At 60.3% G+C, this 22,638-nt stretch carries 16 protein-coding genes; 3 read left to right on the forward strand and 13 right to left on the reverse strand.

Annotated elements, in window-relative coordinates:
* Nucleotides 1–3: 3 nt before the first annotated feature.
* Together AC0L26_RS22155 and AC0L26_RS22160 are read right to left on the reverse strand one after the other, a co-directional pair.
* Nucleotides 4–1,176, reverse strand: coding sequence for a ComEC/Rec2 family competence protein (locus AC0L26_RS22155; RefSeq protein WP_473634496.1), 1,173 nt, complete (start codon nucleotides 1,174–1,176; stop codon nucleotides 4–6).
* A 572-nt stretch (nucleotides 1,177–1,748) separates the two neighbouring features.
* The gene (locus tag AC0L26_RS22160) at nucleotides 1,749–2,990 is read right to left on the reverse strand and encodes an MBL fold metallo-hydrolase (RefSeq protein WP_473634497.1); all 1,242 of its coding nucleotides are present in this window, start codon (nucleotides 2,988–2,990) and stop codon (nucleotides 1,749–1,751) included.
* A 464-nt stretch (nucleotides 2,991–3,454) separates the two neighbouring features.
* Between AC0L26_RS22160 and AC0L26_RS22165 the strand changes: the two genes are divergently transcribed.
* Genes AC0L26_RS22165 through AC0L26_RS22175 form a run of 3 tightly spaced genes read left to right on the forward strand, consistent with a single transcriptional unit; the run spans nucleotide 3,455 to nucleotide 5,702 of the window.
* On the forward strand, nucleotides 3,455–3,937 hold the full coding sequence (locus AC0L26_RS22165; protein ID WP_473634498.1) for a hypothetical protein: 483 nt from the start codon (nucleotides 3,455–3,457) through the stop codon (nucleotides 3,935–3,937).
* A gap of 3 nt (nucleotides 3,938–3,940) precedes the next feature.
* A complete protein-coding gene (locus tag AC0L26_RS22170) occupies nucleotides 3,941–4,846 on the forward strand; it encodes a ComEC/Rec2 family competence protein (RefSeq protein WP_473634499.1) in 906 nt (301 codons plus the stop codon).
* 19 nt (nucleotides 4,847–4,865) lie between these two features.
* On the forward strand, nucleotides 4,866–5,702 hold the full coding sequence (locus AC0L26_RS22175) for a S1/P1 nuclease (protein ID WP_473634500.1): 837 nt from the start codon (nucleotides 4,866–4,868) through the stop codon (nucleotides 5,700–5,702).
* A gap of 195 nt (nucleotides 5,703–5,897) precedes the next feature.
* Here AC0L26_RS22175 and AC0L26_RS22180 read toward each other — a convergent pair whose 3' ends face one another.
* The 11 genes from AC0L26_RS22180 to AC0L26_RS22230 all read right to left on the reverse strand — a co-directional run bounded on the left by AC0L26_RS22180 (nucleotide 5,898) and on the right by AC0L26_RS22230 (nucleotide 22,539).
* Entirely contained in the window at nucleotides 5,898–7,016 is a 1,119-nt protein-coding gene (locus AC0L26_RS22180; protein ID WP_473634501.1) for an MBL fold metallo-hydrolase, read from the reverse strand.
* 28 nt (nucleotides 7,017–7,044) lie between these two features.
* A complete protein-coding gene (locus AC0L26_RS22185; protein WP_473634502.1) occupies nucleotides 7,045–8,166 on the reverse strand; it encodes a hypothetical protein in 1,122 nt (373 codons plus the stop codon).
* The gene (locus AC0L26_RS22190; protein ID WP_473634503.1) at nucleotides 8,159–9,145 is read right to left on the reverse strand and encodes an AAA family ATPase; all 987 of its coding nucleotides are present in this window, start codon (nucleotides 9,143–9,145) and stop codon (nucleotides 8,159–8,161) included. Before AC0L26_RS22190 ends, AC0L26_RS22185 begins: the two co-directional genes overlap by 8 nt.
* Nucleotides 9,146–9,147: 2 nt before the next feature.
* Nucleotides 9,148–11,049 carry a hypothetical protein gene (locus AC0L26_RS22195; protein WP_473634504.1) on the reverse strand — a complete coding sequence of 634 codons (1,902 nt, stop codon included), beginning with the start codon at nucleotides 11,047–11,049 and terminating at the stop codon, nucleotides 9,148–9,150.
* Entirely contained in the window at nucleotides 11,046–14,237 is a 3,192-nt protein-coding gene (locus AC0L26_RS22200; RefSeq protein ID WP_473634505.1) for a hypothetical protein, read from the reverse strand. Before AC0L26_RS22200 ends, AC0L26_RS22195 begins: the two co-directional genes overlap by 4 nt.
* Before the next feature lie 74 nt (nucleotides 14,238–14,311).
* A complete protein-coding gene (locus AC0L26_RS22205; RefSeq protein ID WP_473634506.1) occupies nucleotides 14,312–15,511 on the reverse strand; it encodes a ComEC/Rec2 family competence protein in 1,200 nt (399 codons plus the stop codon).
* 1 nt (nucleotide 15,512) lies between these two features.
* Nucleotides 15,513–17,261 carry a gluzincin family metallopeptidase gene (locus AC0L26_RS22210; RefSeq protein ID WP_473634508.1) on the reverse strand — a complete coding sequence of 583 codons (1,749 nt, stop codon included), beginning with the start codon at nucleotides 17,259–17,261 and terminating at the stop codon, nucleotides 15,513–15,515.
* 13 nt (nucleotides 17,262–17,274) lie between these two features.
* Nucleotides 17,275–18,588, reverse strand: coding sequence for an alpha/beta hydrolase (locus tag AC0L26_RS22215; RefSeq protein WP_473634509.1), 1,314 nt, complete (start codon nucleotides 18,586–18,588; stop codon nucleotides 17,275–17,277).
* A 28-nt stretch (nucleotides 18,589–18,616) separates the two neighbouring features.
* Entirely contained in the window at nucleotides 18,617–19,915 is a 1,299-nt protein-coding gene (locus AC0L26_RS22220) for a ComEC/Rec2 family competence protein (protein WP_473634510.1), read from the reverse strand.
* 56 nt (nucleotides 19,916–19,971) lie between these two features.
* Nucleotides 19,972–21,327, reverse strand: coding sequence for a hypothetical protein (locus AC0L26_RS22225; protein WP_473634511.1), 1,356 nt, complete (start codon nucleotides 21,325–21,327; stop codon nucleotides 19,972–19,974).
* A gap of 24 nt (nucleotides 21,328–21,351) precedes the next feature.
* Nucleotides 21,352–22,539: a DegT/DnrJ/EryC1/StrS family aminotransferase gene (locus AC0L26_RS22230; RefSeq protein WP_473634512.1), complete on the reverse strand. Its 1,188-nt coding sequence runs from the start codon at nucleotides 22,537–22,539 to the stop codon at nucleotides 21,352–21,354.
* Between the last annotated feature and the right edge of the window lie 99 nt (nucleotides 22,540–22,638).

The following is a 22,638-nucleotide window of genomic DNA, read 5'->3' on the forward strand; positions in this document are numbered from 1 at the left end:
GGATCAGCCGTGTTCCCTGGTCGTGGTGGTGACCTTGCTGACGCCGGCGATGGCGGCGGCCTTTTTCGGGGTCAGCCCCAGCTGCTTGGATGTGCCGACGCCGGTGATGTTGAACTCGACCGGCCCGTCGTGTTCATCGGCATACTCGGTCGTGCCGATGAAGCGCTCGGCCGAGGTGATCGAGACATATTCCCGCTTGGCCCGCTCATGCGGCGGGTTGTCGTCGTCTTTCTTGATGGCCTTGCAGGAGGCGACGATGATGGCGCCGTCTCGGGTCTGGGAAAGGGCATTCCTGGCGTCCTCGGACACCTTGACCTTCTCGCCCATCTCGGACCAGCGGTCGTGGCTCAGGGTGCGCCAGGAGCAGTGGTGCGGCGTTTCCATGACATCGTAGCTGAGCCAGTCCTTGTTGTTATCCTTGTGGCGCTGCCACAGCCGGTCCCAGATGGAGACGTCTGCGTCGCCGCCAGTCAGGAAGCGGCACCGGTCGGCGACGCCGTCGCCGGCGATGGAGAAGCGCACGATCGCCGAGGAGTTGTTTTTCTCGAGGACCTCGATCAGCTCCTTGTCGTTCTCGTCGACATACATCGGCGCCAGCAGGCGGCCTTCGAACTGGCCGGCCTTCACGCGATCGGCCGCGGTCAGCAGTTCGTCCTGCTTGATCAAAATGTCCGTGAGATCATCGGTTTTGCCGTCCTTATCCTCACCGAGGATCAGGATGCGATCGCCTGAACCGGTGCCGGCCAGGCCCTTCTCTTTGAACAGCGCGACGCGGCGCCTTGCTTCGGTGGCCCACGCCTTGGCCTCCTCGCACAGTTTGTGCTGCGCGCTGGCGCGGCGGAACACGATCGGCGACGACCACATTTCGCGGATCAGGATGAGGTCTTCATCACCCTCGGGGAAATCTTCGGGCGGGCCGAGATGGAAATGCGTCATGAGCCCGGTCACGTGGTCGGAATCCGGGTGCGACAGCAGGAAGGCGTCGACGTAGAGCCGTCCCTTGTCGTCGCGGGACACGCGCCCCTTGAGATCCTGGGCAACGTCGTAGGTGTCGTCCTCGGGATCGTCGGCGGCGGTGCGGATGTTGATGTCGACGAGGATCGTTTGCTTGTTGTCGAGCTTGATCAACGCCATGTCCCCGTTGCCTACGGGGAAAAAGGTCAGTTTTGCAGGCATCTGTGTCGGTTCCTATGGTTGGCCGGAACGGGCACGCAACGGATTACTCCGCATGCGCGCGCCGCCGGCAACTACGCCTGTGGCTTGTCAATGGGGCCTTGGGGCACTAGAACCGACTTGCTAGGGTACGGATCGGTGGTCTGGGGCAGCCTCACGGCGCCACGTCCGCAGGTACGCACAAACAGAAGGCAGGCGGTGGAATCACCGTCTGCCTTTTTTTATGGCACAGCGTTAAAATGAAGTAAATACGTTCGTGCAGCGCGTTGCACTGAGGGTACGATTATTTGGCAAGTTGTCAACAGGAAAATCGGACCAAAACGCCGCAGGCGGCGATGCATGGCAGGTATGTCTTTTTACATATGGTAGCGGAGACCCGAGAGCGCAAGTCGTGCAGCTAGCGATCTCAATCTCGCGGACATTTTACCAGCGATGCAGACGGCTCATTCATGACGGTGATGAAACGGGACGAGTCAAAGTGACCGGCTCTGCCGGCACGGTTGAAAGCTGCATGGCACAGATTTCACACCTCCGAAAGGTGGCATGTCCCACGGCTGGCGAGACTGCACCGCCGCCTAGTTCGCGTCGTAGGCCGTGTAGGACATCGCAACGGTCGACCCAGTCTCCTCAGTGACCGACACCAGCCGGTCTCCGGCGGCCGCCACCACCGCGTCGCCGGGGTGCTTTTTACTGGCTGCCCGGGCATGAGCGACAAGGATGGCCTCAGGACAAAGCTCCTGGATTGCTGCATCGGAATTGTTGTCTGAGCCATGGTGGGGCAGGGCGAGAACGCGGACGTTTGCGAGATCATCCCCATAGCAATTTTGCCAGTCGCCAAGGTCGGCAGGCCTGAGCAGTTCGGCGTCGCCGGTGTTGAGCCATGCCACCTCGGAACCGCCCGTAGACCACCAATGCGGCTGATGGAGGGACCAGTGGTGATGCATATCGGCGCTGATGATCGGGGTGCTCAACAACGATAGCGACGCCCGGTTCGAAGAACCTACATAGTGCTTGTAGATGCTGCGGAGCCCAGCCCTGCCGGCGGGAGTCCGCGCATGGCGGGCGACAGCATAAGCGAGTGCACCCAACCCAGGCTGATGCGATCCAACAAGTGTGGCGCCGACCAAGTGCTCGACAGCTTTGATTATGCCGCGCAAAGCATAAGGCTGGAGTGGCGCGCGATAGGGTTTAAGACGAAGTCCGATGGTGCGGGTATGCAACGTAATCTCGCAAACGCCGCCGTCGATGATCTGGGTACGACCCGGCGAAATCGACGCGCCGACCTCCATATTCGGGTCCGACACTGGCCGCGGCTCAGGGTTGACCACCGTATACCAGCCGCTTTCGTCTTTGGGACGGTCGGGACCACCCCCCTCCGAAATTCCTGGTTCGTCGCCTGGTTGGCGGCCGCGTAGATAGATGACGCGTTCAGCCCCACGCGACACGAAATAGCCGGTGGGATCGGCCACCAGATCAAACAGGTTTCGGTCGAGATTGTCGCGGGCGATTTCGTGAAGGAGAAGATAGGCGAACTCGCGTTCGTTCAGGTAAGGCACCATCACATTGTCAATCAGAGTCCGGCTCATCAGGCTGTCGAGCCCGCTTACATGGTCAGTGTCAAAATGCGACACGAACAACCAATCGAGTGTCATCGGCGAGCGACGGGCCCAGGCAGCGAGAAATTCATTGAATTTAGCAGTCCGCTGGGAGCCGCAGTCGAAGGCCCAATTAAATGTTCCTTCGCCAGGCACATCGAGATGGCCAGTGTGGAAACCGCCATGTCCGACGGCATGCTGAATCCATTTTACCCTGAGCATACGGCCAACTCCCCATGTACACGATCCGCCTCGGTGGGCTGTTCTAGGCTCATCTACAGATTCTGGGAAGCGCACCGCAGTGTCCCAATAACGCGACAATTTAGAGCCTTGAGGGACCTCAGAACGCAGGCCGTAGACTTTCGACGCTTCTTCCAGGAGCGGATGATGCCGATCGGGAGCAAGGCCGCTCGGTCAAATGTTTAACATAATGGATATTATCATAATCTAAGTATTTTATGTCATTTACAAATTTATAGTTTCATAACTAAGCTCATGAAACTTTGCTTTTGATTGCCATCGCCGTTCTTTTTTGCTATATTATCATCACACCCTGAGTTGTGCCGAAATTTTCTTGAGCAAACTTCCACCTTTTAACGTTCAAACGAATACAGCAAACGATTGAAAAGATTATGTTGAAGTCGATACGTCGACTTTATATAGTCGATACGCCGGGGAGGGGCACCATGACCGACATCTTAGCCAAGATCTCGTCCTACAATCTTTTCAACAACTTAGTGCCGGGCGCTATTCTGAGCGCCCTGCTCTCCATCCTCGGCATCTACCACTTCGAAAGCCTGTCCGCGGTCGCCGACCTGGTAGTCTACTATTTCCTGGGCATGGTTGTCAGCCGGGTGGGCTCGATCCTCGTCGATCCGATACTGCGATTTGTCCGCCTGCTTCCGAAGCGGAATTACCCCGCTTTCATCGACGCTAGCGCCAAGGATGAAAAAATTCTGGTGCTGCTCGAAACCAGCAATATGTACCGCACCATCTTTGCGCTCTTGGTGGTGGTCTTTGCGGCCTATAACCTGCAGTCCTTTGGCACCGCGGTATCAGCCGGAACGGCCGTTAATGTCGGGCTCTTGGCTTTGGTAGCGCTGTTCTTAGTGTCTTACCTCAAGCAGAATTTTTTTATCACCAAACGTGTTGAGCATCACGGAGGCTAAGCCATGTCGCTGGTCAAATCGCTGTCGGTCGGCAACGGGGATACGTTCTACATTCGCCATAATAGCGATAATTTCACCATTATCGATTGCTGTCTGGACGACGATCAGAAAGAGGCTATCGTAGATGAAATCAAGGAAGCATCCGCCGACATAGGCGTAACGAGGTTCATCTCTACGCACCCTGATCAGGACCACATCATGGGTCTTGAGTATCTTGCGGAACAACTTGAGCTGACGAACTTCTATTGTGTTGCGAACAAGGCCACCAAGGAAACCCCGACCACATCGTTCGAGCGCTACTGTCAGTTGAGAGACTCCGATGCTGCCTACCATGTTTACAAAGGATGCAAGCGCAGGTGGATGAACAAGAGCGACGACGATCGAGGCTCCGCAGGCATCAACATTCTTTGGCCGGATCGCTCCAATGAAGCCTACAAGGCGGCTCTGCAGGATGCGGCGGACGGCGTGGCATTTAACAACATGTCGTTGGTAGCCCGGTATTCCATTGAGAATGGCGCCACATTCATGTGGATTGGGGACCTCCACACGGAATTCATGGAAGAGATTTTTGACGCGATCGACCTCGACAAAACCACAGTAGTGTTCGCGCCACACCACGGGCGAGATAGCGGCAAGATCCCAAACTCCTGGTTGGAGAAGCTCGACCCGCAAATCATTATAATCGGCGAGGCGCCCTCTCGCCATCTCAACTACTACACCGGCTATAAGATCATCACCCAGAATGAAGCGGGCGACATCACCATGGATTGCGTCGGTGACAGGGTTCACATCTACGTCTCGAATCCAGATTATGAACGAGACGATGTGCTCGATAACGAGGGCATGTGCCATTATCCAAACTACGTCGGCTCGATCACCGTGGAGACGGAATACACACTGGACGGCTAACCTTCGAAGGGAGCACGCTGTGAAAGCGACAGTTCTTGGCTTGATGCTTGCGGGTGGGGTAACGAGCCAGGCACTTGCCTGGGGTCCGGAAGGGCATGCGATCGTGGCGGAAATTGCTCAGCGGCGCCTTTCCTCCACTGCGCTGATGGAAGTTAAGCGCATCCTGGGCGGAGAGGTGGCGATGGCATCCGTCGCGAGCTGGGCCGACGATGTTCGCTACGCGGTTCATCCGGAGAGCTATAATTGGCACTTCGTCGACATTCCTCTCGTCGATAGCAAGTACGACCCGGTGTCCCAATGCGCCGCGAATGCGCAAGGTGACTGCGCCATCGCAGAGATCGATCGGGCCGAGCATGAAGTCACCTGCGCAACAAACCCTATGCAGCGCAGGGATAGCCTGCGCTACCTCATTCACATCGTGGGAGATCTCCACCAACCGTTCCACACCGTGGCTGACAACACCGGCGAGAACGCGCTTGCAGTCACCGTGAAGTTCGGCGGGTTGATCAAAAGTCCGCCTAAGAACCCTGCCGACAACCTTCATGCGGTCTGGGACAGCACAATCATCAAGCAAACCACCTATGCCTGGGGATCCTATGTGGATCGCCTAGAAACTGACTGGCTGCTCAAGCATCCCGAGGCCTCTGAAACGCTTGACCCGGTAGCCTGGACGCTAGAAGCCCACACCTTGGCGCAAGGGATGGCCGCTGGCGTCACCAACGGCGCAACGCTTGACAACGATTACTATGCAAAAGCCCTGCCGGTCGTGGATGAGCAGCTGGGACGCGCGGGGTTGAGACTGGCCGCCGTTTTGAACCGCTGGCTGGGCACCGCGCCGGCGTGCGCCCTGCCCTAGGGACCGTCCGGCGCCGACGCGCCCATGAATCTCGTGACTCCTTGCTGCCCCGCCCGGTTTATGAGGAACGTTCCATGAAAGCTCTGGCATTCTCGAACAACGACATTGCGATCGTCGCGTGGACTTAGCTAACGCGCTTCTGAGCGAGGACATCGTATTCATGGGACAATCGAATCCGAAGATATCTGGACCGCGTCAAACCCTGATCGTGATGGCGGTCTCACCGTCGCCATAACAGGTCGAATACTTGAACTTTTCCTTCAGGTCAGCCTTGTCCCAGTCCAAGTTGATTTTCGAAGGGTAATTGAAGATTAGCAATTTTTCCTTGCTGAGCGTCAGCACGATGCGGGCGATAGCGGAGGAATCCGGATGGCCATGGCCGGATCCGTCGGTCGAGATCAGCCAGCGTGGCGATTGCAGCCTGTCGATCAGCACGGATATGTTGTTCTTGGCGCTGCCGTGATGCGCGACCTTCACGGCATCGAAGGACACACGGCCCTGACCGCCATAGCGCTCGACGCCGCTCGCCACGTCGGTGGGATGCGCGTCTGCGGTGAAGAGGATGCGTTTCTTTTCGCCGGCCTCCAACACGAAGGCGATGCTCGCGCCGTTCGGCCTGGTACGATCCGCTGTTTCCGCGTCCCCTGCCAGCTCACCGAGATTCTCCACGGTCGGCACGATCCGCGGTTCGGCCGAGAGGACCTTGTCGGCCTCGCGTTCTTCTTCAGCGGCGAACTCCCTGATACAGTCTTCCCAATCCGGATAGAAGTCGGCCAACTTCTGCCTGGGTGGGCCAAGCAGGACGAGATCGAGGCCGGGCGCCAGCGTCACGCGCGGCAGTTCGCCATCCGGCAGGACCATGACGGCCTCGCCCTTCAGTCTCGTGTTCCACGCTATGCCGAGTTCCTTGACGCGGGCATCGAACTGTAGCGCCTGCTTCACGCTGAGCGTCTTGAGGTCGTCAGGATCCGCGTCGGGTACATCCTCCGGCGCCGGCGGCTTAACAAAAAAGTCCGCAGCGCATGCGTGATGCTCGGCGCCGTTAAACCACACCTCGCCGATGCTCAACCCGCGAGGGTCGGCTAGAAAGGTCAGCAAACCAGCTATGTGGTCGGCATCGACATGTGTCAGGATCATTAGGTCAATGGTTGGCTTGCCGGGGCGCGCAGGCAAGGAAGCGAGAAAGGCTGGCAGTACAGTCAGCCCGGTCTGCGGCCGCCCACCATCGACAAGAAGGCGGAACCCGGCCGCCTCGACGAACAGGCAGTCGCCGTCCCTGGCCGGCAGCATGGAAATCGAAACGGCGTCGATCATTTTCAGATTCCTTGAAAGCTGTTCGGATTTAGAAAGCCGCCACCGGCGAGCGCGCTTCGGGTATCAGCAAGGGCAGGACGAGGATCGCCAGGTTGATGGCCAGCAGGAAGGCCAGCAACCTCGGGTCGAGCAACCAGCTTTCGATGCGCTGGTCCTCCAAATTGGCGATGAAGCGCTTCAGCTCTACGATGCGTTCACGCTGCTGGCGTGCTTTTTGCGCGGTCGCTCCCTGCCAAAGTACAAGATCGGCGTTCGCCTGCCGAATCTGCTCTTCCCTGGCGTGGCGGCCTGCAGTTCCGCCGCTAAGTTCGGCGACGCGTCGACGGAAGCTCCAGGCGGGCCAAATGCCGGCCGTGATGAAGAGGCTTATCGAGACAAGCGAGAGAACCAGGAACTGGGTTCGCCACATGCTTTCGTATTCGAGCCCGTAGCCCAGACCCCAGCTGATCCACCATCCGGCGAACCAGAAGCAGAGCACCGACAGTGCGATGATGGCGAAGGCATGGACGCTCTCCAATTCGCGCAAGGCCGCTCGCGCCTGCGGCGTCGAGAGGCCTGCCAGTGCGATGCCATTGCGGCTCATGATGCGGACGAACTGGCCGTAGCCGAGCAGCCGACCGAGTAATGTGCCGATGGGCAAAGCGATCGCCGGCACACCGACGATCAGCAGGAAGGAGATGAAAAGATGGGCGGAATCCAGATCGTTGATTGAGGTCAGGAGAATGACACCCGTCAGCGAAATCAGGAAAATCACCGCCGAAATCAGCTTAGAGTACCAGCTGATCGTCCTTCTCAGGTCGCTCATGAACTTCTTCATGGCGCCGGCCTGGCCGGCGGGGAACACGAAAGCCGCGCCGTCGTCGAAATTCCCGATCGCCTCTTCAAGTCGGCTTCCCAGCGCCACGGCCCGCCAGCCGACGATGATGATCGGTACGCCGGCGATGAGGGGCATGACATCGACGGGAAAAGGCGCGGCCTCGCCAAGGCCGGGTATTCTCTCCAGTGCGACGGTCAGAACATTCATGACAGCGTACCACACCAGTGCCCAGACAAAGGCGGCGAAGATGTAGGCCCATTTTCGGCGGGCGAAATGGCTCGCGACACGCCCCCACCAACTATCCGCCTGTGCAGGGTGGACGGGATCAGACACTGGAGATAACCCCCAGGTCGGCCGGTAGGAACAGGCTGTTGATGCGCGGCAACTTCGCTATATCCGCGCCACGTTTCTTCTTCAGCGTCTCGATCAGGTTCACCGTGGAGTCATCTGGAAATTCGCTAGCCAGGACCAGCCATTGCCAAAATTCGGCGACGGTAGGCTTGCGGCTGAACCTGCCCTCTAACTCTGTGAGTCCACTCCAGAACGCGCCGCCGGCCTCGATCAGCTGATTGTCCTGGGGATTGGCCGGCGCGTCGCCGCGATAGGCTTTCAGGCGCGCCTTGAGGATATCCAGGACGGTTTCCGGTTTGATCTCGATATGGTGCGTGACGCAACGGCGCAGGAACGGATCCGGCAGCCGCCGCTCGGAGTTCGAGGTGATCACGATGATCGGACGCTGCTTCGGCGGACCGATCGTCCTTCCGGTTTCGGCGATGGTGAACTTCATTTGGTCGAGTTCGAGCAGCAGATCATTGGGGAAGTCACGCGGCGCCTTGTCAATTTCGTCGATCAGCACGACATGAGGCTTCGCATCCTCCTCGCCATTCCAGCCGAAGGCGATGCCCAACGCACGTGGGCTCAGGAAGGCTGATTTGTCGACCTCCTTCTGCGCGATCTGGCTCTGGCGGAACCAGGAAACCGCATCGAAATCATAGCAGATGTCGCGTGCCCGGGAATCAGAGCGCACCTGGTATTCGTGGAAGTGGCCGTCGTCCAACTCGAGCTGCTGGGCGAGCCAGAACGCGGCCAGCGTCTTGCCCGAGCCCGGTTCGCCGGTCAGCAGCAGCGGCCGGCCAAGGGTCAGCGCGACGTCCACGGCCGTTGTCAACTCGGGCGAAGCGACGTAGCTCCCGGCGCGGCCCTTGTTGGTGTCGAAGAAGCGGTTCACCCGCTTCTGGCGTTCGTCGAGTATAGCGGTTGCGCCGTCTGCCAGACGGTCGATCAGGCGAAATACTTGCATGTCTGCCTCCAATCCTAGCGCCTGAAACCGGCTTTCTTTTCCAGCTTTTCAAGCAATGTCCTGAAACTTCCCTCGATATCGCGTGCCAGCTTGAGGCTTTCGGTCTCCAGATCGGCGGGCGCGATATTATAGAAACGGCGGTACCGGCCGAGATGCGTCTTGATCTCGGCCGGGGGGACAGCCCCAAGATGGACGACTTCATCCCCTTCCGACGCCTCAAACGTCTCGCCCTGTTCGGCATCGAAGCCGAAGGCCAAGGCGACGCGCGGCGAGTTGGGACTGTCTTTGAGGTCGTCGCAAAGGCTCTTCCAGATGCGTATATAGGCCTTCACCAGATCGGCATCGGATGCGGCGAGCGGACCGTGCAACAGCATCAGCACGCCGTTGCGGCCCGGCGACTTGTTGGCGATTAGCCGCCGGATGCGGCCAAATGAGGCATCTTCCACCGGAACGTCGGCATTGTTGCTCAACCCCTTGAAGATCGCCACGCGCAGTTGAGTGTCCAGCTCGTCAGGATCCTTCGGACGCGCAGCCGCCTGAAGTTCCACCTTCAACAGCACAGGCTTGTGGCCTGGAAAGCGCTCGACAACGACGTCGCGCACTCGCTCTTCGAAGATCGCCGGCATCTGGTCAGCCGCCCCGCTCCAGAACAGCACTGCCGGATCGTCAGAAGCCGCAGGCGCGACGAAGGAAGCGTTTAGCCGGCTTTCGATCATGCCAAGCGCATCGACGCGGTCGACACGGATCGGGAAGTTGCCGACAGCGTCGTCGTCCTCGGCCACGCGCTCGTCGTCGTTGCCGAGAGCGGTCCAGTCGGCAAACTGGGCGGCAACCACCGTGGACGCCCAGTGGCCGCTGCGCATCCAGTCTGTGGGGCAGTTACGCAACACCTCGCGCACGGCGATAGGCGGCGAGAAGCGGTCGACGATAATCGCTTTCAACGCCCGTTCGGCCAGGATGCGGCTGGCGTCCATGCGCACGACCGTACGCATGGCGACGACGCAGGAGGCTGTTGCGGAGAAGCTGCGCAACGCGCTGTCCTGGTTAGCGGCGGCGCCCAAGCAGGCATTGAACCAGATGAAGGGCGGATTGCCGTTGGCGTTGACGACCTGGGTGATGACGAAGGCGATGTCGCCGACATCCTGCCAGTCCTCCTTACCATTGTTATCGAACTGGAACTTGGTGCCCTTGGCGCCGGGCGTGGTGCCGTGTCCGTAAAAATAGATGATATGCGGATCGAATCGCTCCGTCAGCATGGCGCTTTCGAACTCAGCGAGACTGCGCACGCATTTGATGTTCTGCGGGGCCTTGCCGGCCTCGTAATGTGGCTCAAGGATCTTCTGCAACGCTTCCCGGTGTGAGGCCGCACCGGTGTTCTTGGCTGCGTCGGTGTGGTTGACCTCGGGCATGACGAGCAATAGGCGCGGGGTAGGCGGCTGGAGGATGTTGTAGTTTCCACGTCGCTCATCGGGTGCGACGGCACTGGCATCGACGGTGATAGCAACGGGATCACTGCGGTCTAGCGCCATGAACATCGGCTTGCCGCGCGCGCCGCGCGTGAGCATGGTCCACGGTACCTTGCATATGAAGTCGATGAAGTCCTCGCTCTTCGACTCGCTGACTTCAGGAATGAAATGTAGCCACGAGCCGGGGTCGAAATCGACGCTCTTGCCGAACACGCTGTTCCAAAGTTCCGCGCCGATCTTCGATTGCTCAGTGACGCGCATGTCCCAGGTGTTGTTGGGCAAGTAGTCTTTGTCGAGATAGTTATCGAGCAGGGCTTTGATGTCGGGGATCGACCGATTGTCGAGCTTCATGTCCCGCGAGAGCGTCGTATCCTGCCAGGTCCCGGTAGCCGGATGCAGGATCTGGATGGTGTCCCCGGCCTGCTTGATGCGAATTTCGGTGCGCCTCATGCTGGCACCGTTTGCTGCTCTTCGCCGCTAAAGGCCGGTCCCTGCGCCGAGGGTGGCGCTTCTTGCTCCTGCGTGCCGGCCTTTGCCTCCTCGGGTTCAGGCAGGTCATACAGCAGGGGACGGACTTCGAGATAAATGCCATTGCGCACAACGACGCGGCGACGTTCGGCATTTATTGCAAGGATAGCGACGCCGTCGCGCGACGGGTCGACGCTTTCGCTGATCAGCGATTCCGCTCGGTATTGGTAGCCCTCGTTGTTGAGCGGAAACCCGGCAATGTCGAATTCGCCCATCGAACCCGTCGCCGCCAAGGAAAAGCCGACGGGAGTGTTGTCGACCAGCGCGGCCTTGCGGTCCGGGAAGGGGGTGAGCCATCGCGGCCGCCACGGCAACGCCAGTTCGGCATTGCCGAGGGATAGCCCTTCGCCGAATACGATCCTCCCATCGGAGAGCGCGACGACGGTGGTGGTTCGATTGGAGTCTTCCGGAACGATTTCTGCTAGGGCGGTGATTTCAAGACCGAAGGACCCTATGCTTTCGGGCGAACCTGGGCCGGAGAGCGACCCGCTGGTAGAGGACGGTTCGAGTCCAGAAGGCGACGCCAGGTCGGCCACGCGGAAAATGTTGCCGTTTTCCAGACCGCACAGCACGGCGCCAGCCTGCGAGAAGGCGAGTGCGGTGATGGCGCCGGGCAAGCTGAAATGCTGAGGCCTGTTTCCTTCGTTCATATTGGTCACGATAAGGGTATCCGCGCGCCGGCCACAGCAGGCGATGCGGTTTCCCACTGTGCTCAGCGCGACCAGGGGCGAGCCGCCGATCTCTGTCGTCCCTAGCGGCACCTCCACCAAGGACAGGTTGGCCAGCGGTTCCGCAGTAGTCTTGCCGGCCTCTCCGGCTTGCTGGAACGAGAAAAGGCGTCCGGACCGGGTTGCCAGAACCCCGGCCTGGATGTTCGGGAAAACCATCATCTCCGAGAAATCGTGAGGCACGGTGTCGGCTCTGGACAGCGGTTCGCGAAGGCTGACCGGTTCACGGGTGCCAAGCACGGCGTCGATACGGCTGAAGATGGCCTGCGCGTTCGTAGCGTCCGGTTCCATCACGAGGACATTTCTGCCCCCGGGCAGGAAGGCGACCAGCGGGGTGGCATCAGCGCTCAGCCGGACGCGAACCTCGGAAAGGCCGAGCGACCAGGTTGCGGATGCAGTCTCCGGTTCCTCCGCGGTCTCCTCTTCCGGCCCGGGCTCGGTGTGCGGACGGCCGGTCAATGCGGGAACCCGGGTCGAGTGTTGCGGCAGGAGCATCGTTCCTTGTTTGGCGGATTGGCCGGGCTGGCGCAGCCGCTGGACAAAATCCACGAACTTGCGCTCGTCGATCAGCCCGCCCGCTTTGATGTCAGCGAGATCCTGCAGTGCGCGTACCTGGCGCGGTGTGAAAAGTTCGGCCTGAGCCCGCGTGTAGCGCCACAGTTCGGCGGCGGTGATCAATGTCGGCTCCTCTCCGAAAGCCCCGTCCAGCACGCTCAGGAAGGCGAACTGCTGATCGCGTGGTGTGACCGAGGACCGCGATAGCAGCCGGCGGCGCATTTCGGCCGAAAAACGCAGGCCTTCCGGGCCGATCCAGCTTCCGGGCAGGCGCACGAGCAGGGAAAAGGCAAGTCCTTCCCCGTCGCCACCAAGCTGAGGATGCGCCCCTCGGAGTTTCTCAGCGAGCGCGAAGGAAACCGGCTCCACCATAGCGCAGGCCGAAGCCCATTGCGCGTGAGGCTCGGAAAGAGTCTCGAAGACGGCAACTGCGACCTTTGGAGCTCCAGCCTTACGGATCGCTGCGCGATCCGGCGCAAAGGCGGAGGCAAGAGCCCGCCGCAAAGCGGGTCCAGTCGCAGGATGCGGCCCGATGCCGAGACTTTCCAGCACGTCGTGGCGACTGTCCCATAACCGCGGGTCGTAGTAGTCGAAGGTTAGCACCGGCCCCTGCTCGCGTAGGTCGGCCAGCAGCGAGGCATCCCGGCGTGACAAGCGCCTCAGATCGCCGAAGACGGCGGTGAGCATCCAGCCACTGCCCTCGGCAATGGTCTCCAGCGCCGAGGCGACAGTGCCAGTTCGATACGGGTCCGACCGGTTGATCCCGGACAACGAACCGGAATAGACAAAGGTCTCGACAACAACGCCGCGCCGCTCAAGCGCGATCTGGAATTCCGCAGCAATCGTGTTCCAGTAGCTGGCGTCGCAGGCCCCATCGGTGAGTATGGCGACGGTCGGCAACTCCTTGCGCTTCTCGAAAACGAGGCTGTCTATGGCACCGCGCACGCGGCGGTCGACGGTGGCGCGCAGATCCAGCTCCGGCCTGTCGCTCTCGGTCAAACGGTAGTTCAAAAGCTCGACGATTTCGGATGCGAGCTGCGGCGTGAGGAAGCGTGGCGGAGGCCCTCCAAGCGAGCCGACCCGAAATACCGAATTGTCACCCTTGGCTAGAGGCTGAGGGATTTGCGGCTTGTCCTTGGGAAGTTCGCTTTTGATGTCGGCCTTTTTTTTCAGCCCGAAAATGAGCAGGACCGCGACGACACTGGATGCGACCAGTGCCGCAACCGTGCCGTGGCGAACCAGAAGCGCGAAAGCCAGGCCCTGCGGGTCCTCGTGCTCGGCGATGAGTTCGCCTCCGACCGGGTCTGTGAAGACGCCGGACAAAGACATAACGACCAGCGCCAGCCTGTTTCCCAGATTCGAGAGAGCGTCCGGAAAAAGAATGATAAACGCTGTGAGCAGGAAGACAGCAACAAGCAGCCAAAGCACCCGCGACATCCATTTCGGATTGCGAGCGATTTCTAGGAAACGGACGATCCGGGCCTGGAGCTTTTGCCTGAAGCCCGGTTCCGCCTGCGGCGGCTCATTGGGCCTGGGATCCTTTATTTTGGGCTCGATCGGATCGACGTTTTCCCTGGCCGCCTGCCCGGATGGAGGGGAAGGCGGCGCCAGCAACTCATCGATCAGCGTCGAAACCAGTTCGCGCTGTTCTTGACGCTTGCAGAAGATGGGAAGCAGCGCCAGCCGCAGCTCCTCCTTCGTCCATGCTTCCTGAGTGGAAAGCACGGCTGCTGCCTGCTCGATCTCGAAGATGCCGGCCCGGATGCGCATGTCGCGTAGCCGCCAGGTCAGCGCTTGAACGAGGCTATTGGCGGCCGGTGCGTGCATACTGTTAGCCCCTTCCGCTCGTAGGGCCGGCTGGTAACAATCGGAGCATTTGCACCTCCTAACCAAAAATCGCGTTATGGGCCTGGGTGTGATTCCGGCACGCCGCCGTCATCGGGAAACGTTACATCGAACCAGCCACCTTCATTCAGCGCGCGCGTATCCTCAAGCTTTGCTCGTCGCGCCACCAGGGTCAGCGTGTCGGTGTCGGGTACACCGGAGTAGGCGCCCTCGCGTGTTGACACGACGGCGAAGCGGGGGCGGCCGTCCGGCGCCTGCTCGGGCAGCACCTTGTCGAGTTGATGCAGCGGCGAGCCGTTCTTGCTGCCGTGATGGCTGACCTTCAGGAAATGTACCGGCTTCAATTCGTTTTCCCGATCCATCATCTCCCAGCTCTTCTCTTCCGCGTCGCCGGGGAAGAGCAGCCGCCAGCCGTTCCATTCGAGCTCGATGGCTATGCTCGAATTGTTGGCGGCCTTGTCGATCGTGCGCAGATTGGCGGCCATGCCGCTGGAACGAAACTCGATCAGATCGAAGAAGTCCCCTGCAGAGACGCCCGCCGGGGGCGTGATGGCTTTGGCGTCGAGCGACAGGGGTGCAGCGCCGTCGAACAGGGCACCCAGCGTGCGGGGCGGCAGCGCGCCGTAGTAGATCGACGTGTCCTCCTCCGGCGCGAGTAGCCGGACCTTCGAGCGGCGGAATGGGTGATGGCCCGAGACGTCGGTCGTGCGATGCACGTAGAGCGCGTTTACGCCGTCAAGCCCGAGTTCGCTGATATGCTTGACGCAGTCCTTGGTGGATCGCGGGTTGTTGATGTCGAGGAGGGCCTGGATCCCGAGCGGCACTGGTACGGCGCTCTTTGCGAGAAACGCAGCGACGCTGTCATAGGCGGCGAGTGCAGCGAGTTGCTTCCGCTTCGCCTTTGGGAAGCGGTTGTAGTAGGACGCGCCTTCCGACGAGGCGGTCATCCACAGGTGTCTCGCCTTGAACTCGATACCGAGCTTCCTGGCGCCATGGAGAAGCCCTTGCACGTGGTCCATGTGCTCATGAGTCATGATGTAGAGATCGATTGGCTTGCCGCCGAGTTCGTCCCTGATGTTTTCAAGCACGGGCTTGAAGACCTCGTCGCGACCCGCCGTCCCTGCAAGCGCATTGCCGACATCGACTAGCACGTTCAGCATGATCTCCTGACCGGCATCGTCGATCTCGGGAATGGTCAGCAGGATGGCATCGCCAAACAAGACATTGTAGATTCTGATCCTGAGTTTTCTTGCCATCTCAGTGCCCCATCATGTGCAGCATCTGGCCCATCGCGCGAATGCGCAATGTACCATTCTGGATCTGGACATTTGGCGAGCCGAACTCGAGGACCCCCTCGGCGATGTTGGTGGCAAGGAATGCCTTCCTCATGGCATCGTTGCGCAAGGTCGACGCGTCACGCTGCGAGGGATGATCGGGGCTGGTCGACAGCAGCGCATGCATCTTGCGCGTCTCCCAGTCGACCGCCAGCGCCGTGCCGCGTGTGACGGCCACCTCGTTAAAGAAGTCGCCAATCTGGAACGTCTGGGTGGACTGCCATGCAACCTTGAACAGGAGTGCCCGCATCACGGCCGGCTCTCCGTTCTTGCGCCAGGTCTTGCGGCTGACGTCGAGCCGCGGCCGCACTTCGAACGGCATGTTGGCTGGGATCAAAAGCTTCTGGCGCCATTTTTCTGCGAACTGGTAGGCTGCCCAGTCGCTGCGTACCAATTGCTCAAGGTCGAGGTCGGCGGGTATGTCGAAGCCTGCATCGACAGGATCGAGCGTTCCGGCGTCATCGACCATCCCCCGTCGCAAAAATTCCGCTTTGATAAAGTCACGCGGTTCGGAGTCTTGCGGGTTCGAATAGGTGTCGGCAACGACCATGGCGCGGCCGTAGTCGGCGAAGGAGATCTCGCCCGGCGGCAGATAGTCCAACGCTCGGAAGGCGATGCGTTTGAACTTCTCAGTCGCCTTGAACAGCGCGAAACCTGACACGGAAAAGCGGATCTTGTCCTTCTCCTCCTTCGTCGGTGCCGACAGGCCCGCCTGCTTTCGCTTCTGCTTGTCCTTGGCAAGCTTCTCCTGAAAATCCTCCTGCCTGATTTCCTCGTATTCGGCGACAAGCAGGGCATAGAGCGCGCCGGTGAGCACGGTGCTGAGGTCGTGCGGCTCATTTAGATCGAGATCGCCAGGCTTAAGCATCGACGCTTTGTTGTTGAGGTCACGCAGCGGTCGCCCTTCGCCGTAGAGGGCCTCACCGAACTGCCGGGCGATCTCGTTGAAGGCTTCGGCTTTCCGGAGGTCGCCGCCAGTGTCGATCATCACCTGACGCAGCAGGCGATCCGTGCGCACCGCGAGCATCACCGCTCCGAGGTCGGCAATCGCCTCGTGCATTGCGAGCGATTGCGGAGACGTCGCATTGTAAAGATCGGGCGCGATGCCATCGAGGATCGCGTGCGTCGTTTCGTGCCCGACGACGTCCGGCGACAGGCAGGTGTAGACGAACTTGCCGGGCTTCTTGGGGTTGGGGTCGTCGACGAAAAAGAACTGCAGGCTGCGTGAATCGCGATGGTAGAAGGCATTTGGCATCTTGCCGGCGCGTGGCACGACGAGCAACTGCTCGCCGGCGAAGGCCCAGCTGAGCTTGCGGCCGAGTACATCCTGCCCCTCGAAGATAGACATCATCTTCATGACCGCCGTGAACACACTGACCTGCATGAAGTCGGCGGCCTCGAAGTCCAGTTCGTCGGCGACCTTGTAGTATCCCTGCGTCCGGCCCTTCGGCGGCACGAAACGCGCACCTGGCATCACCGCGCCAGTGTCGGGATCGAGGTCGATCACCGCCACGCGCCGTGACACCGGCCCGTCGAGCAGAGGCTCTGTCGCCGCATACTCCCAGCCCTGCATCCGGGTTTTCGCGCCCTTGGGCAAGGGGCCGGGCTCGGCGTCCATGTATTTCAGCTTGACGATGTTGGTGACGGGAACCGTCTTCTTCTTCTTCGCCACAGGCGTCCTCCCCCTATTTGTCGGTCACAGCGAACTGCACTGGTCTGTCGCCGGAAGGCTTGCCGACGAAGCGCGCCCGGTAGAAGCCCGGCTTGCCGAGCGGCGGCAGGCGCAGCTTCAGCGAAGGGATTGGTGGACCGGAGTAGCTTACCTTCAGGGCCTCGCCGACGGCTGTGAAAGGTTGGTCGGGTCGCTCCGTGCTTTCCAGCACTACCTTTCCCTTGACGGCGTCGACCGGTAGCGACGGTGCGATCACCAGTTCGATCTCATCCTGCTTGCGGATGGTCAGGGACTGTACGGAAAGTGTTGCGGTCTCTGTTCCCTTCAGGCCGACGGGCGGAGTCGGAAAGTTCTTGCCGAAGAGGCGGTAGAACACGGCCTTGAAGGTGGTTTCCGTGAAGAAGCCGGCATGCTCGCCGATGACGAGCTGCTTCTGCGCCGAAACCGGAAGCGCACTCCACAACGGTACCGTGCCGTCGCCAGCGTCTTCTGAACGGGTCACCTGTCTGGAGCTCGTGCCGACGTTTATGCGGGTCGCGGTCTTATGGCCGGTTCCGGCGAAATAGAAATAGCGGACATGCTGGGGTTCTTTCCCATTCCTGAGCGTCTCGTGAACCCAGGCGGCACGGGCGACCAATGCCGGGTCCATTCCAAGGCTGGTGGCGATAACCGGGTCATAGATATCCTGGTCGCTCAGCGTGCTGCCTGCCTTGATGTCCCAGCAGGCCGCTTCACCTGGTGCGGGAAGAAGCTGGTAGCCGGACGGATAGCGCCGGTCGGCTGCGATTTCGCGAAAGTCAGCCGCGCTGACGCCCATGGCGCTATCGAGGCCGAGTATCCGCGCCAGTGCGAGCGGTGCGCCGAGATGCGGCGTCGCCAATGTAATGAACGTCTTGATCTTCCCAAACCAGGGTTTTGCATCGAATTTGCCGGCCTCCATCATCAGCCGGCTGATGAGTCCGCCCATGCTGTGAGCGACGATGGTGATCGACGTTGTGCCGGCTGGCAGTGTGCCGAGACGGTCGGCCAGCCGATCGGCAAGAGTTTCAAGATCCCGCCGCCAGTCATAGGGGAAGACATGAAGGCGATCGCCCGACCCGCTCTCCTTGAAGCCGATCGCGGCGAACGTGTTGACGAGCGGCTTGTAGACGTCAAAGCAGGAAACCCCACGCACAATGTCTCCTACGACGAGGTCCTCGCGCAAAAGCTTCTGCTTTCGCTTGTAGCCGAACGTGACTTCGAGAGGGGTCGGGGGCCAAACTTCCTCGCCGTCTGGCAGCGACAGGATCGAGCCCAGTATTCCCGGCACAAACACCACGCACTTCATATCCTGCTCTCTTTTCTGGTTGGATCGTCTACTGCGTTGGATCGAGTGTGCAGCCGCATCTGCAGGTGTGGTGCGGGCCGCTGTTGCCGGTCCAGTTCAGGCGGATGTGGCCAAGACCGGCACCGCCTGCACCTCCAGAACGATCTTCAGTGCGCCGCTCGTCAATGCCCGCGGCGGGGTGGCCGATCGTCCAGCGCGATGTCGTCAGGCCGAGAAGCGAAGTTGCCAATGGATGCCCGTAGCTGTTGCTGTGTCCATAGGAGAGTGCCACCCGTGGCGTGCCGGTACCGGGCCTCGCCGGTGGCGTGCCCGGCGCGCGACCGCCATGATGGGCGGCCAAGACGCCCGCGATCGCCTTGCCTGCGACAAGCGTGGGAATATCGCTGTAGCCTGCGTCCCCCGGCAGCAAGATCGGATCGCTGCCGGCCGATCCCGATACCCACACGGCAATGCCGGACCTGTTCTGGTTGTTTGACGGCCCGGCACAGCGCTCAAGATCGATCTTGCCGGCCGAGAGGATTCCGCTGCCGCTCCAAACCATCAGTTTGTTCTTGGCCGCAATGGCGCTCGCCATTGCTGACTGCGGGCCTGGGCCGAGCGTCTGCAGTGGTGCGATCCACGTCATCCCTTGCGCCGCCGGATAGATGTTGGCCGCATGAAAATGGTCGTAGTGCCAATGGGTCAGGATGACCGGAGGATCATGCAGGAGGCAGATCCCGCCCATAGACGGTGGCCAGGTTCCGATATCGGCAAGCACGCCCGCGCCGAGATCGACGTATGCCACAACCTTACCGGCGGTTGCCACCAGCGCATTGGCTGATCCCTGGCCCACATCGAGAACGAAGATATGTTCGATCGGCGATGCGGGCAGCGCCAGCTCGATCTCATCTTCCGGCCTGACGTCTGGCGTAAGGTCAGTCGCCTGTGCCAACATGCGGGCGAGCTTGTTCGACGCGGGTCGCACCGAAATCCTGGCTCGACGCGGCGGGCCAGCGATACTGTTGTAGACGGCGGCCTCGCCCTTGTCGTCCGGGAGCAACTCGATCTGCGACCACTCAGGCAGAGCATCGTGCGGATGCAGCGCAAGCCACTTGGCCCCGGCATCCGAAGCATTGATTTCGATCGCGAAAATCGGCGCGCCGTTGACGTGTCGTCGCCAACTGCCCGGTTGCGTGGGTGGGCCGGGGAGCGCATAGATCCGGTCGAAGTAGTCTGCGTCGACAGCGTCGAAAAGCACAAACTCGCTGCCGGCACCGTCGATCAGCAGGGCGTATGCGCGGCTGGGAATATCGAAGACCGCATCACGCGATCGGAAGAAGTCGTGCATGCTCCAATCCCCTCCCCGACGACGGGGGTTCCTGTGCGCGTGCGGTCGCGATCCGACTACCGTATGAAGAGCTCCATGGATGGTTGTGGCGGACCCGGCGGTGCTGCATCAAACGGATCGGTCGGAAAACCAAACTTCGGCACATCGGTGGATTGATCTGCCATCTGCGGGTAGTTGGCAAACACCCAAGCCCGAAAATTCTTTATGCCCAGGGCCACTTGCAGTGAATAATCAAGCGCCTGGGTGCCGTTGACAAACGATGCCGTTCCGAGATTGAGAAAGTAGCGCCCGACAACGCCGTCGTCGTAAGGATCCTGCGGAGGCCCTGGAAGAAGTAAGCCGGCCGAACGCTCAGCCAGACTTCCCCTCGTGATGGCGCGTCCCCAATCGAGCGCCTGGCCGTGGCACGCGACGCATGTCGACTTCGGATTGTCGACCGGCCCGTTGAGCCGCCCGAACAACCCGAGATTGTGTCGCGGCAAAGAGAAGAACTTCTCGGCAACCGCAGGGTTGACCCAGGATTCCTTTACCGTTTTGCCGCGCTGCTCGTATTGAAAAGCGGTGAGACTGGGATCAGTGCCCCATGTCAGGCCAACGGCCGCAAGCCTCTCATAGGGTGTGTTGCCGGGCGTGCCGGCATCATACATGAAGGTGCCGAAGAACCACCCCGACACCCCGTCGAGCCGGTTGTCCTTAACCGCGACGTCGACCTGCAGCAGGCGCATGCGGGTTATCTCGCCCTTGTCACCAATTGCGGCATCCCATTCCAGCGAGCCGGCAAGATACGGTACTTCCGAAGGCGTCGCCGACGTAAACAGCAACTTGATCGCGTAGCTGCCGTCGGGAAAGGAAAAGTCCTTTGTTTTGGGGAAGGAGGGATCCTGCCACATCAACGCCAGCCTGCGGCAGGCGACGTCATTGTAAAAGCCGATCGCCCAGTTTTCTCTGAATGCCTTTTGCCCCGAATGGAGTTCGAACGAACGAGAACCACGCTCTACCGTCATCCCGCGCAACCGCTCGCGCGCATCCTGAAACCACGGCGCGTGGCACCATGTGCTTGCTTTGTTATCTTCAATGCGCCAGTCGACCCCCTGATTGTCTTTGATGCCGTATTCCAGCAGCGCTTTCACATAGCGGGCCGGTTCTTGCATAGGATCGATCTGTTTCCAGGAGAATTTCGGTGGAGCGATCGCCGCCAGCGATCCCAATTTGAGGGCGAACTGTCGATGGATTGCATCCTCGGTCAGTGGTCTCGTGCTTGAACATTCGAATTTGATGCGCGCGGCCTCATTGAATGGCGTCCCATCGTGCACGGCGCAGGGCGGCCCGTCTGCAGATTGAGCAGGGCTGACCGACAAGAAAGCGGCGAAAAATGCGCTTACGAGAGAAAGAAGAAGTGCGCGCTTTGCCATGGCCATATCCCCCGAAAGGCGTTCTCAGCGATTGCGTTCGGCGACTAACTTGATCGCAGCGATATACGCCTCGATGTCGCGATTTTCGAAACCTTCGTTCAACGGGATCGAGATCCCCGTCGCCACCGCTTCTTCGGCGCCGGGTAGAGAAATCTTGGTGTAGTCATAAACCCGTCCTGACACGACCTCAGCGGGCCACGCTCCGGGGAAGAAGGATTTGTTCAGAAAGTAGGGACTGCGGTAGATCGGCCTTGGCACATAGGCGCGTGAAAACTCCAATCCCTCGTCGCCAAGCTGCGTAAGGAACTCATCCCTCGTGCACTTGATGATTGTGGGGTCGATCCGCAGAAGAAAGAAGAAGTAACTGCATTCGCCTTGCGCCGGCTTGCCCTGCGGGATGATGCCCGAGATTCTCGCTACCTCCTCATTCAGCCGGTCGCCCAGTTCGCGCCGCTTGTGAATAATGCCATCGAGCTTCGGCAACTGGGCCGATGCCATTGCGCCGTCCAATTCACTCATGCGGTAATTTGGTGCAAGCGCCTGCAGCCGCACATTCCGACCGTGCCGGTCATAGTACTTGTCGGCGTAGTTGTGGCAGAGATAGAAATCATCGTCCGAGCCTGTCAGGACAAGACCGCCTTCGCCGCTGGTGATATGCTTTTGATCGTTAAGACTGAAGCACCCAAAGCGCCCGAACAGGCCAACCGATTTTCCCTGGTAGAGGGCTCCCAACGCCTGAGCGCAGTCTTCGATGAGCACGATCCCCTTCCTGGCGCAAAGCGAGGCGATGGCGTCGATCTCGGCGGGGCGGCCCGCTAGGTGCACAGCAACCACCCCTCTTGTCCGCTCGGTCATGACCGCCTCGATGTGCTCTGGACGAGGCATGGCGGTGTCGGGGTCGACGTCCGCGAACACGGGGATGAGATTCTGGTAGAGGATTGCATTGATTGTGCCGATGTCAGTAATCGGGGTTGTGATCACTTCCGACCCGGTGGGCATCTGCGAGGCCGCCACAGCGACATGGAGACTGGCCGTCCCTGATGACGTGGCGACGGCGCGGTGAGCGCCGAACTTCTTGGCATAAGCCGCCATCGCGCTTGCAACGACCGACTGATCCTCAGGCCAGTACCACAGCCTGTTCTTGTCGAGCGCAGCACTCAGCGCGGCGAGTTCTTCAGGGCCGAAGCGATCGGGACGTTTTGGCGCTGCCAAGGGACTCTCCTGATTGAACGCGTTTGAAACTCCCTTAAGTAAATCGGCCCCACAAAGATAAAGATAGTGGGACGGCACTGATCCACCCGACCGCGTTGA

Source organism: Mesorhizobium sp. WSM4823, from assembly GCF_055811195.1.

Coding starts and splice junctions, on each gene's coding strand:
- AC0L26_RS22205 (WP_473634506.1), bottom strand. CDS start 15,511: ATGGCAAGAAAACTCAGGATCAGAATCTACAATGTCTTGTTTGGCGAT.
- AC0L26_RS22195 (WP_473634504.1), bottom strand. CDS start 11,049: ATGAGGCGCACCGAAATTCGCATCAAGCAGGCCGGGGACACCATCCAG.
- AC0L26_RS22220 (WP_473634510.1), bottom strand. CDS start 19,915: ATGCACGACTTCTTCCGATCGCGTGATGCGGTCTTCGATATTCCCAGC.
- AC0L26_RS22155 (WP_473634496.1), bottom strand. CDS start 1,176: ATGCCTGCAAAACTGACCTTTTTCCCCGTAGGCAACGGGGACATGGCG.
- AC0L26_RS22200 (WP_473634505.1), bottom strand. CDS start 14,237: ATGCACGCACCGGCCGCCAATAGCCTCGTTCAAGCGCTGACCTGGCGG.
- AC0L26_RS22225 (WP_473634511.1), bottom strand. CDS start 21,327: ATGGCAAAGCGCGCACTTCTTCTTTCTCTCGTAAGCGCATTTTTCGCC.
- AC0L26_RS22170 (WP_473634499.1), top strand. CDS start 3,941: ATGTCGCTGGTCAAATCGCTGTCGGTCGGCAACGGGGATACGTTCTAC.
- AC0L26_RS22165 (WP_473634498.1), top strand. CDS start 3,455: ATGACCGACATCTTAGCCAAGATCTCGTCCTACAATCTTTTCAACAAC.
- AC0L26_RS22180 (WP_473634501.1), bottom strand. CDS start 7,016: ATGATCGACGCCGTTTCGATTTCCATGCTGCCGGCCAGGGACGGCGAC.
- AC0L26_RS22215 (WP_473634509.1), bottom strand. CDS start 18,588: ATGAAGTGCGTGGTGTTTGTGCCGGGAATACTGGGCTCGATCCTGTCG.
- AC0L26_RS22160 (WP_473634497.1), bottom strand. CDS start 2,990: ATGCTCAGGGTAAAATGGATTCAGCATGCCGTCGGACATGGCGGTTTC.